The organism is Flavobacterium sp. (assembly GCF_044368995.1).
GTDB lineage: Bacteria > Bacteroidota > Bacteroidia > Flavobacteriales > Flavobacteriaceae > Flavobacterium.
This window is the reverse complement of the sequence record NZ_JBIPMS010000006.1, coordinates 1-11,683: the sequence shown is the minus strand read 5'-3', so window position 1 is coordinate 11,683 and position 11,683 is coordinate 1. Positions and strand designations below refer to the sequence as shown.

General features: G+C 31.3%; 10 protein-coding genes. 9 read left to right on the top strand and 1 reads right to left on the bottom strand.

From position 1 onward, the window contains the following. The first annotated feature begins 6 nt into the window (after positions 1–6). From ACIQ2I_RS01175 to ACIQ2I_RS01135, 9 genes are all read left to right on the top strand, one after another. On the top strand, positions 7–183 hold the full coding sequence (locus ACIQ2I_RS01175; protein WP_396180605.1) for a hypothetical protein: 177 nt from the start codon (positions 7–9) through the stop codon (positions 181–183). Between the two features lie 67 nt (positions 184–250). Next, positions 251–709 carry a hypothetical protein gene (locus tag ACIQ2I_RS01170; RefSeq protein WP_396180604.1) on the top strand — a complete coding sequence of 153 codons (459 nt, stop codon included), beginning with the start codon at positions 251–253 and terminating at the stop codon, positions 707–709. A gap of 83 nt (positions 710–792) precedes the next feature. Next, complete coding sequence (locus ACIQ2I_RS01165; RefSeq protein WP_396180603.1) at positions 793–984, top strand: hypothetical protein; 192 nt, start codon at positions 793–795, stop codon at positions 982–984. Positions 985–1,126: 142 nt separating this feature from the next. Next, positions 1,127–2,479 carry a signal recognition particle protein gene (ffh, locus tag ACIQ2I_RS01160; RefSeq protein ID WP_396180602.1) on the top strand — a complete coding sequence of 451 codons (1,353 nt, stop codon included), beginning with the start codon at positions 1,127–1,129 and terminating at the stop codon, positions 2,477–2,479. A 99-nt stretch (positions 2,480–2,578) separates the two neighbouring features. After that, positions 2,579–3,454, top strand: coding sequence for a bifunctional 5,10-methylenetetrahydrofolate dehydrogenase/5,10-methenyltetrahydrofolate cyclohydrolase (locus ACIQ2I_RS01155; protein ID WP_396180601.1), 876 nt, complete (start codon positions 2,579–2,581; stop codon positions 3,452–3,454). A gap of 163 nt (positions 3,455–3,617) precedes the next feature. Continuing rightward, complete coding sequence (locus tag ACIQ2I_RS01150) at positions 3,618–5,588, top strand: peptidylprolyl isomerase (RefSeq protein ID WP_396180600.1); 1,971 nt, start codon at positions 3,618–3,620, stop codon at positions 5,586–5,588. A 21-nt stretch (positions 5,589–5,609) separates the two neighbouring features. Then, positions 5,610–6,989 (top strand): peptidylprolyl isomerase, encoded by a 1,380-nt coding sequence (locus tag ACIQ2I_RS01145; protein ID WP_396180628.1) that lies wholly within the window; start codon positions 5,610–5,612, stop codon positions 6,987–6,989. 52 nt (positions 6,990–7,041) lie between these two features. Next, complete coding sequence (locus ACIQ2I_RS01140; RefSeq protein WP_396180599.1) at positions 7,042–7,995, top strand: AAA family ATPase; 954 nt, start codon at positions 7,042–7,044, stop codon at positions 7,993–7,995. A gap of 258 nt (positions 7,996–8,253) precedes the next feature. After that, the gene (locus ACIQ2I_RS01135) at positions 8,254–10,518 is read left to right on the top strand and encodes an aconitate hydratase (protein WP_396180598.1); all 2,265 of its coding nucleotides are present in this window, start codon (positions 8,254–8,256) and stop codon (positions 10,516–10,518) included. A gap of 63 nt (positions 10,519–10,581) precedes the next feature. Here the strand turns inward: ACIQ2I_RS01135 and ACIQ2I_RS01130 are convergent. After that, the coding region (locus tag ACIQ2I_RS01130) for a DUF4105 domain-containing protein (RefSeq protein ID WP_396180597.1) at positions 10,582–11,683 on the bottom strand (1,102 nt) is incomplete at its 5' end.

Here is an 11,683-nt window from a genome sequence, read left to right as displayed (position 1 = left end):
TAAATTATGAAAAAAATATTTTTAAATCAGTGGCATTTTATGCGCTACTTCCGAATAGCAATTGCTTTATTTTGTTTTTACACCGCATACGATGAAAAGCAATGGATATTTATTCCTTTTGGTGTTTTCTTTTTATTTCAAGCCGTTTTTAATTTAGGATGCGGTGGCAATTGTAAGAATTAAAGTATTGTATTTCAAGTTTTTAATAAAAAAACACTATATTTGTTTATAAACTATAATAAATTAAGTTATGAAAAATATTAAAATAATTTCAGTTTTAGCGGTTTTATTTGTGCTTAATGTGGCTTCCATGTGTAGTGATGACGATGATTCTCCAACAAATGTAAACCAAACACAAGTAATTAATACCGTAATATCAGGAACTTGGCGTATTACAAATTATGTAGATTCTGGTGTAAACGAAACTACTAATTTTACAGGTTATAATTTTACATTTGGGTCTAATAATGTACTTACAGCAGTGGGAAACGGATTAACAACATCAGGAACTTGGTCAGTTACGGATACAAATAGTAATGACGATACTTTAAATGATTTAGATTTTAATATTGCTTTTACTACTCCAGCTAACTTTTTAGAATTATCGGATGACTGGGATATTGTTTCAAGAACCGATACAAAAATTCAATTGATTGATGTGAGTGGTGGTAATGGCGGAACTGATTATTTAACCTTTGATAAAAATTAAGAAAAATTTATCATTTAAGTAATATAAAATTATTACTTTTGAAATATATAAGTTAATTAGTATAACAAATAATAATAAATATCATGAAAAAAGTATTGTCGATTGTTGCCTTAATGGCATTTATGGTTTCTTCTGCTTCAGTAGTAAACTTTAAGGAAAAAGAAAAAGAAAAGAAAAAAGCAAAAACTGAAAAGTCTTCTTGCTCAGACAAAAAAGAAGCTGACAAAAAGTCTTGTGCTTCAACTGAAAAAAAATCATGTTGTTCTAAAAAATAATATGTTTTACATAAGTTAAAAAACCGTTCCGACTTGTCAGAACGGTTTTTTTATTTTTAATTATTAAAATTTTGCAAGAAGCTCACTTTGTTACTTTACAACTTTAACTTATATTTGCACTTCATTAAAAAGCTCAATTATTATGTTTGATAATCTTACCGATAAGTTAGATAAAGCATTTCATATATTAAAAGGACACGGGAAAATTACCGATGTAAATGTTGCTGATACTTTAAAAGAAGTACGTCGTGCTTTGTTAGATGCCGATGTGAATTTTAAAATTGCTAAAGATTTTACTACAAGAGTGAAAGATAAAGCAATTGGTGAAAACGTTTTAACTACATTACAGCCGGGCCAGTTGTTGGTAAAATTAGTTAAAGATGAATTGACCGAATTAATGGGTGGCGATGTTGCAGGAGTAAACTTATCTGGAAATCCAACCGTAATTTTAATGTCTGGTTTGCAAGGATCAGGTAAAACTACTTTTTCGGGTAAACTTGCCAATTTTTTAAAAACAAAGAAATCAAAAAATCCACTATTAGTTGCTTGTGATATCTATCGTCCTGCAGCAATTAATCAGTTGCACGTTGTGGGTGAACAAATAGGTGTGGAAGTATATTCTGAACCAGAAAATAAAAATGCCGTTTCAATTGCTGAAAATGCAATAAAATATGCAAAAGCCAACGGATTTAATGTGGTAATTATTGATACTGCAGGTCGTTTAGCTGTAGATGAAGAAATGATGAACGAAATTGCAAACGTTCACAAAGCCATTCAGCCTCAAGAAACCTTATTTGTCGTAGATGCGATGACAGGTCAAGATGCTGTTAATACAGCAAAAGCATTCAACGATAGATTAAATTTTGATGGTGTTATTCTTACCAAATTGGATGGAGATACACGTGGTGGAGCTGCAATTTCAATTAAATCGGTAGTAAATAAACCCATAAAATTCATTGGTACCGGAGAAAAAATGGATGCCATTGATGTGTTCTACCCTTCTCGTATGGCGGAAAGAATTTTAGGAATGGGTGACGTAGTGTCTTTGGTAGAAAGAGCCCAAGAACAATATGATGAAGAAGAAGCTAGAAAAATCCAGAAAAAAATCGCAAAAAACGAATTTGGTTTTGATGATTTTTTAGCGCAAATACAACAAATTAAAAAAATGGGAAGCATGAAAGACCTTGTCGGAATGATTCCTGGTGCTGGAAAAGCTTTAAAAGATGTTGAAATTGAAGATGATGCTTTTAAACATGTAGAAGCCATTATTCAATCCATGACACCAAAAGAAAGAAGTAAACCCGCAATAATTGATGTGAAAAGAAAAACGCGCATTGCCAAAGGTGCGGGTAGAAAAATTGAAGATGTCAATCAGTTAATGAAGCAATTTGATCAAATGAGCAAAATGATGAAAATGATGCAAGGCGATGGCGGAAAGAAAATGATGCAAATGATGGGCGGTAAAGGAATGCCATCTATGCCAGGAATGAAATAAATAAGTCGAAAGTTTTAAAGTCAAAAGTCTTAAAGTCGAAAGTCTTTATTACTTTTAGGCTTTAAGACTTTAAGACATTACAACTTTAAGACTAAAAACATGCAACTACTAGACGGAAAAAAAGTTTCTGAAGAAATTAAAGAGGAAATTGCTGCTGAAGTAGCAAAAATGAAATCAAATGGTGAAAAAGTTCCTCATTTAGCGGCAATTATTGTTGGAAATGATGGGGCAAGTTTAACTTATGTGGGTAGTAAAGTAAAAGCATGCGAACGAGTGGGCTTTGAATCGACATTGATAAAAATGCCTAGTACTACTTCTGAAACAGAATTACTAAAAAAAATCACTGAATTAAACGAAGATCCAAATATTGATGGTTTTATTGTACAATTACCTTTACCTCCACAAATAGACACTCAGGAAGTTATTATGGCTATTCATCCATCAAAAGATGTAGATGGTTTTCATCCCGAAAATTTTGGAAAAATGGCCTTGGATATGAGTACATTTATTCCAGCTACACCATTTGGAATTTTAGAATTATTGGAAAGATACAAAGTTCAAACGCAAGGAAAACATACTGTAGTTATTGGAAGAAGTCATATTGTAGGCCGTCCGATGAGTATTTTAATGGGAAGAAAAGGTTTTCCAGGTAATTCAACGGTAACAGTTACACATACTCACACTAAAAATATTACGCAAATTACTTCACAGGCAGATATTATAATTTCAGCGCTTGGTGTGCCAAATTATTTAAAAGCTGAAATGGTAAAAGATGACGTAGTGGTAATAGATGTAGGAATCACTCGTGTTATTGATGAAACAACTGAAAAAGGATACAGAATTGTGGGAGATGTTGATTTCGAAAATGTTTCCAAAAAAGCATCATTTATTACACCAGTTCCAGGAGGAGTTGGACCTATGACAATTGCAATGCTTTTGAAAAATACATTAATAGCAAGGGAAAACAGAAAATAAAAGAAAAAAAATCTCAATTTTTAAAGTTGAGATTTTTTTTGAATTAAAACCGCTTAGATTAAGATGTAAAAATCTAAAAATTTAGTTAATAAATCTCCAATTAGTTGTTTAATTGTAATCATTTCCTATTTTTGCTTATTGCAAATAAAACCAATTTAAAAAAATGAAAATTCAAAACTTTTATTTAGTATTATTTTTAACAATATGCTTTAATTCAATTGCCCAAAACTCAACAAAAGAGGTGCTTTTTACTATTGATTCCAATGAGTATAAAATTGATGAATTTAAAAGAATTTATCTTAAAAATTTAGATTTAGTCAAAGATGATTCACAGAAAGATTTAAATCAATATCTAGAATTATTTATTGGGTATAAATTAAAAGTAAATAAGGCTTATAAATTAGGTTTGCAAAACAATTCAAAGTACCAAAACGAACTAAGTTCCTATAGAAATCAACTTTCTAAATCGTATTTAAATGATTCAAAAGTTACCAATCAATTAATTGAAGAAGCTTATAACAGAAGTGTAAAAGAAGTAAAAGCTTCTCATATTTTGCTTTCATTTGATGAAAGTATTAAAGGCGCAGACACATTGGTTTTTTACAATAAAGCACTTGCTTTAAAAAAACAAATTGAAAAAGGAGAAAGTTTTGAATCAATTGCATTGGCCAATTCTCAAGATCCCTCTGTTGCAGACAATAAAGGTAATTTAGGCTATTTTTCTGCTTTCAGAATGGTGTACCCTTTTGAATCAACAGCATTTACAACGCCAATTGGACAAATTTCAAACCCAGTTCGTACCCGTTTTGGTTATCATTTAATTAAAGTAACTGATACAAGAGATAATAAAGGTGAAGTAACTGTTGCCCATATTATGATTTTAAATCCAACAGACGCTTCAGAAGAAGCAAAGTTAAAAGCCAAACAAACGATTGATGATATTTCTAAAAAAATTCAACAAGGCGAAAGTTTTGAAGCATTAGCAAGTCAGTTTTCTGAAGATAAATCTACTGCGGTTAAAGGTGGTATTTTACAGCGTTTTGGAACAGGACAATTGAGTTCTGAAGCTTTTGAAAGCGCCGCGTTTTCATTACAAAATAAAGGTGATATTTCTCAACCATTTGAATCTGGTTTTGGATGGCATATTGTAAAATTAATAGAAAAACATCCAGTAAAATCGCTTGCTGATTCAAAATCCGAATTAGAAAATAAAATTAAAAGAGACGAGCGTTCTATAATTATTACCAATACTTTGGCTAGTAAATTGAAAATAAAATATGCTCAAGAAGTCAATAAATCGGAATACAAGAATATTGAAAAAACGGTTACGGATGCAATTTATAGTCAAACTTGGGAACTTCCAAAAGAAGACCTTTCAATACAAGACAATTTGCTTGTGATAAACAAAACTAGAAAAGTGCCTACAATGTCATTTGCAAGCTACATGCAATCGCAACAAAAAAATAAACTTTCTACGAAACCTGTAAAAAAGTTAGTAGCCGAATTATTCGAATCTTGGAAAGACGAACAATTAATTGCCTATTATACTGATAATTTAGAAAACGAATTCATCGATTTTAAAAATGTAATGGACGAATACAGAGATGGTTTGTTATTATTTGATTTGATGGAAAAAGAAATTTGGGACAAATCTAAAACAGATACTATTGGGCTTCAAAATTTCTATAATTCTAATGTATCTAAATACAACTGGAAAGAAAGATTTGATGTAGATATTTTGTCGTCAACAGATGCAACCGTGATTGAATCGGCTCAAAAAATGCTTCAAAAAGGAAAAAGTATTGAGTATGTCAAATCTAAATTAAATAAAAATGATAAAGTAGCTATCATGGTGAAATCTGGTTTATTTGAGAAAAATTATGATATTTTAGATAAAATTTCAAAACTATCAATGGGCGCAAACAACACGTATAAAGATGCAAATTATAGTTTTGTAGTTAATGTAAAAAACACCAAACCCGCAGAAACAAAAGCACTTAAAGATTGTAAAAGTAAAGTAATTAACGATTACCAACAGTATTTAGAGTCCACTTGGGTAGATGAGTTAAAAAAAGAATTTAAAATAAGTATCAATACCGCTGTTTTTGAATATGTTAAACAGCAATTAAAATAATAAAAACAGAAATAACCAATGATGCCAATAAAACCAATGATTTCGAAATTTATAAATAAAACCAATCTTTTAGCGCTTACTTTTTTAATATTTTCAACAATTACTTTTGCACAAAAGAAGCAAAAAGTTGACGGTGTTGCAGCAGTTGTAGGAAATTATATAGTATTAGATTCTGATATAGATTTAATGCTTTTAGAATTAAAAACGCAAGGTGTAGATACTGAAAAAATTACAAGATGTGAATTATTAGGAAAACAATTAGAAGATAAATTATATGCCCATCAAGCTGTTCAGGATAGTATAGTGGTTACAGATGAAGAAGTGAATACTTTTATGGATAGCCAAATGAATACTATGGTAGAACAAATTGGTTCTAAAGAAAAATTATTTGAATATTATAAGAAAAAAGATGAAGAAGATTTTAGAAGTTATTTTTTCGAAATCATTAAATTAAACAAGTTGACTTCTCAAATGCAACGTAAGATTGTTGATGAAATTACGGTAACACCAGATGAAGTAAAGCAGTTTTTTAATAAGATTCCAGCAGATAAAATTCCAACAATTGGTGCAGAAATCGAATTGTCTCAAATTGTAGTGAAACCAGTAATTTCTAAAGAAGACAAGCAAAAAGCTATTGATAAATTAAAAGAAATTAGAAACGATGTAATTAATAACGGTGGAAGTTTTTACAGTAAAGCCGTAATTTATTCGGAAGATCCAGGTTCAAGCTCCAATGGTGGATATTACAAAATGAATAAAAAAACACAGTTTGTAAAAGAATTTAAAGATGTGGCTTTTCGTTTAAATGAAGGTGAAATCTCAGAACCTTTTGAAACAGAATTTGGTTTTCATATTATTTTTGTAGAAAAAATTATTGGTCAAGATATCGAATTACGTCATATTTTAGTAAGTCCAAAAGTTACCTCTAAAGCCATGAAAGAAGCTTCAGAAAAAATTGATGGAATACGTGCTAAAATTGAAAAAGGAGAAATTACCTTTGAAGACGCTGCTAAAGCTTCTTCAGATGATAAAGACACAAAAAATAACGGTGGACTTTTATTAAATCCGCGTTCTTCAGAACCTCGTTTTGAAATCTCAAAATTAGATCCAGCATTGTACAATCAGGTTAATGGGATTTCTCAAGCTGAAATGTCTAAAGTAATTTTAGATCAAGAAAGACAAGGAACAAAATTCTTTAAAATTCTTAAAGTTAATAAAAAAACAGATGAACATAAAGCAGATTTTGGTTCAGATTATATCAAAATTAAAGAATTAGCCCTTTCTGATAAACAATTGCAAGAAATTGGAAAATGGATGGCCGAAAAAATTGAAAAAAATTATATTAAAGTAAGTAACGATTATAAAGAGTGTACTTTTGAAAATAATTGGTTAAAAAAATAGATTAGTATTCCAAAGCCTTTTACCTAATACCCAATACCTTTCACCTTAAGATATGTCAGACGTAGCAGCAATTGAAAAATTAGTAAATAAGCAAAAGCAATTAAAACAAGAAATTGCTAAAGTTATTGTAGGTCAAGATGATGTAGTCAATCAGATTGTTTTAAGTCTTTTCTCTGGCGGACATGCTTTGTTAATTGGTGTGCCAGGTTTAGCAAAAACCTTAATGGTAAATACGATTTCAGAAGCTTTAGGTTTGCATTTTAAGCGTATTCAATTTACCCCAGATTTAATGCCTTCAGATATTTTAGGAAGTGAAATATTAGACGAAACACGAAATTTTAAATTCATAAAAGGACCTATTTTTTCTAATATTATTTTGGCAGATGAAATTAACAGAACACCACCAAAAACACAAGCTGCTTTATTGGAAGCCATGCAAGAAAAATCAGTTACTGTGGCGGGGCAGAGCTTTAAATTAGATTTACCCTTTTTTGTATTGGCAACTCAAAATCCTATTGAGCAAGAAGGAACTTATCCTTTGCCTGAAGCACAATTAGATCGTTTCATGTTTGCTATAAATTTAGATTATCCTTCATTTGAAGAAGAAGTTCAAGTGGTAAAAGCAACAACTTCAGATATAAAAACAACCATAAATCCCTTGTTTTCTGCAGAAGAAATTATTGCTTATCAAAACCTAATTCGAAAAATTCCCGTTACAGATAATGTAATTGAATATGCGGTAACGCTGGTTTCAAAATCGCGCCCAAATAATCCTTTAGCACCAGATTTTGTTAAAAATTATTTAGATTGGGGTGCTGGTCCACGTGCCTCTCAAAATTTAATTTTAGCAGCAAAAACAAATGCAGTTATTAATGGAAAATTCTCTCCAGATATAGAAGATGTACAAGCGGTAGCATTCGGAATTTTACGTCACAGAATTGTCAAAAACTACAAAGCGGATGCAGAAGGTATTTCGGAAGAAGATATCATTAGAAAACTATTTTAAAAGCAGTACATTTTATTAATTTGATAAAATACACCCCTTTTTTTTCGAAATTCGTAGTTTAAATTATTTAAATTACGAATTCTTAAATCATCACCTCTTTTCTGTTGTATTTTTAAATTAAAATCATTAAAATCGAATATATACATATAATAATTCCAATAATATCGTTTTTTTTTTATAAATTTTTTAATCTAAAAAGAATTGGTTAAATTTGCATCACAAATTAAAAATAATACAATCAAATAATAAAATTATAGTATGGCATACGACATCAAAATGATTGAAAAAGTGTACGAAAACCTGGCTGTTCGTGTGGATAAAGCACGTGAGTTGGTGGGTCGTCCACTTACTTTAACTGAAAAGATATTATATTCTCATTTATGGGAAAAAAATCCTACCTCAACCTTTAAAAGAGGAGCAGATTATGTAGATTTTGCCCCAGATAGAGTAGCTTGTCAAGACGCAACTGCACAAATGGCTTTGTTGCAATTTATGCATGCTGGAAAAAAAACCGTAGCAGTACCAACCACGGTTCATTGTGACCACTTAATCCAAGCCAAAATTGGAGCGGCTACAGATTTAGCTTTTGCAAACACACAATCAAAGGAGGTTTTCGATTTTCTTTCTTCTGTTTCAAATAAATATGGAATTGGTTTTTGGAAACCAGGTTCAGGAATTATTCACCAAATTGTTTTAGAAAATTATGCATTTCCTGGCGGAATGATGATTGGTACCGATTCTCATACTGTTAATGCAGGTGGCTTAGGTATGTTAGCAATAGGCGTTGGTGGAGCTGATGCCGTTGATGTCATGTCGGGCATGTCTTGGGAATTAAAATTCCCGAAATTAATTGGTGTGAAATTAACTGGTAAATTAAACGGCTGGTTATCAGCCAAAGATGTAATTCTTAAAGTTGCAGATATTTTAACTGTAAAAGGTGGTACTGGGGCTGTTGTCGAATATTTTGGCGAAGGCGCAACTTCAATGTCTTGTACAGGTAAAGGAACAATTTGTAACATGGGTGCAGAAATTGGCGCTACTACTTCAACTTTTGGATACGATGATTCTATGAGAAGATATTTAGCCGCAACAGGACGCCAAGATGTAGTGGATGCTGCCGATAAAGTTGCCGATTATTTAACTGGTGATGCAGAAGTTTATGCCAATCCAGAGCAGTATTTCGATCAATTAATTGAAATTAACTTGTCTGAATTAGAGCCACATATTAATGGTCCTTTTACACCAGATAGAGGAACGCCAGTTTCTAAAATGAAAGAAGTAGCCGCACTAAATGGATGGCCATTGAAAGTAGAATGGGGTTTAATTGGTTCTTGTACAAATTCTTCTTACGAAGACATGTCTAGAGCAGCTTCTATTGTAGAACAAGCAGTGGCTCATGGAATTACTCCAAAAGCAGAATTTGGTATCAACCCAGGTTCGGAACAAATTAGATACACCATAGAAAGAGACGGCATTATTGCTACTTTCGAAAAAATGGGAACTAAAGTATTTACAAATGCTTGCGGACCTTGTATTGGACAATGGGATAGAGCAGGAGCAGATAAAGGGGAGAAAAATACTATTGTACATTCGTTCAATCGTAACTTTTCTAAAAGAGCCGACGGAAATCCGAATACTCATGCATTTGTAACTTCTCCAGAAATGGTTGCTGCGTTAGCGATTTCAGGTCGTTTGGATTTTAATCCTTTAACAGATACTTTATTAAATGATAAAGGTGAAGCCATAAAATTTAATCCTCCTGTTGGAGACGAATTACCAACTAAAGGTTTTGCTGTAGAAGATGCTGGTTTTCAAGCTCCTGCTAAAGATGGTTCTTCTGTAGAAGTTGTAGTTTCTGAAACATCGGATAGGTTACAATTATTGGCGCCTTTTACCGCTTGGGATGGAAAAAATATTACAGGTGCTAAGTTGTTAATCAAAGCATTCGGGAAATGTACAACAGATCATATTTCTATGGCCGGACCATGGTTACGTTTCCGTGGACATTTAGATAATATTTCTAATAATATGTTAATTGGTGCAGAAAATGCCTTCAATGGTAAAGCCAATTCGGTTAAAAATCAATTAACTGGAGTTTATGCTGAAGTTCCAGCTGTAGCTAGAGCATATAAATCTGCTGGAATTCCTTCAATTGTAGTTGGTGATCATAATTACGGTGAAGGTTCTTCACGCGAGCATGCTGCCATGGAACCAAGATTTTTAGGTGTTACTGCCGTTTTAGTAAAATCATTTGCTCGTATTCACGAAACGAATTTAAAAAAGCAAGGAATGTTAGGTTTAACCTTTGCTAATGAAGCAGATTACGATAAAATTCAAGAAGACGATACCATCAATTTCTTAGATTTAACAGAATTTGCACCAGGCAAACCTTTAAAATTAGAGTTTGCTCACGCAGATGGAACAAAAGACATTATTTTAGCCAATCATACCTATAACGAAAGCCAAATTGGTTGGTTTGTAGCTGGTTCAGCTTTAAATTTAATTGCTGCTGGAAAAGCGTAGTTAGGTTTTGAATAAATATGAAAAACTCCAAGTTTAGGCTTGGAGTTTTTTTTGTGGTAAAAATTATTTTTTACTATGTCTTTTCTCCAAAATTACAATTTTAATCATCCAAAACAAATGCAAAATTACAATTGGCAATACAATTAGTAATTGTATTTTGTTTACAATATAAGCCAAATAAACTAGCGTAAAAACAATGCAAATTTGTCCAAATAAAAGCGTTTTTCGACTATTATTTTTCCAATAGAAAAAAGCAAATATTAACAATAGCGGATTAAATAACATGATATTGTAATTCCATAAAATTTCTTCGTGTAGAGAAAACAATCCCACTAAACTGAAAAATAAACCTAACAATCCTGCAATAATAAAATAGGTAATTTGAATACCTTTTTTGTTTATTAGAATCAAAATTACAATCGCTAACAATAAAGAATATATAGAATTTATATAAGAAAATGGCGTTGTGATGGTTTCTGTATTTAAAATTTTGGTAGGTTTTGCGATTTTTTTTTCGTTTTGAGAAGCTGTATTTAATACTTTTTCCAATTCTAAAGGCAAAAATAAACGTGTTGCAGGTTGGTCAACTTTAGCTCCAAAAATAATTTGAATGCCTAATTTCATATAAAAATCCGACATATATGGGTATAAAATTTCCCTATAACTTTGTTCCGATTTTGGTTGTTTTAGAATTTCTTCGCCTAAAATTTTATTAATTTTATCTACAACCATAGTCGTACAATTTTTATCAATAAATTTATAGGTGTAAAAACGTTCATCTGAAGTCAGACTGGTGTTGAGCTCATTTAAAAGTTGTTGCTTTTGTGCTGAAGTTAAATTTAATTCTTGTGATACAATACTTCTGCCGTCTAATTTGTAATTGTACTCAAAACCGTAGTAATTTTCGCTGGTTACAAAATATTGCAAATCACCTTTTACGAATTTCATAATAAAATTTGGTGTCGTAAAATCAAAAGCACCATAATTATAAACCACATCAATCTGATTTACATTATCTGTAATTCGAATTCCAGTGTGTCCATACATCGCATAGGAAACAGGTGCTGTTCCACAAGTTAAAATACTAACTTTCGCATTGTCCGATAAAATTACGTTTTGAGAAAAACCAATAATAGGAAGTAATAAGAAAAGTAATTTTTTTAGC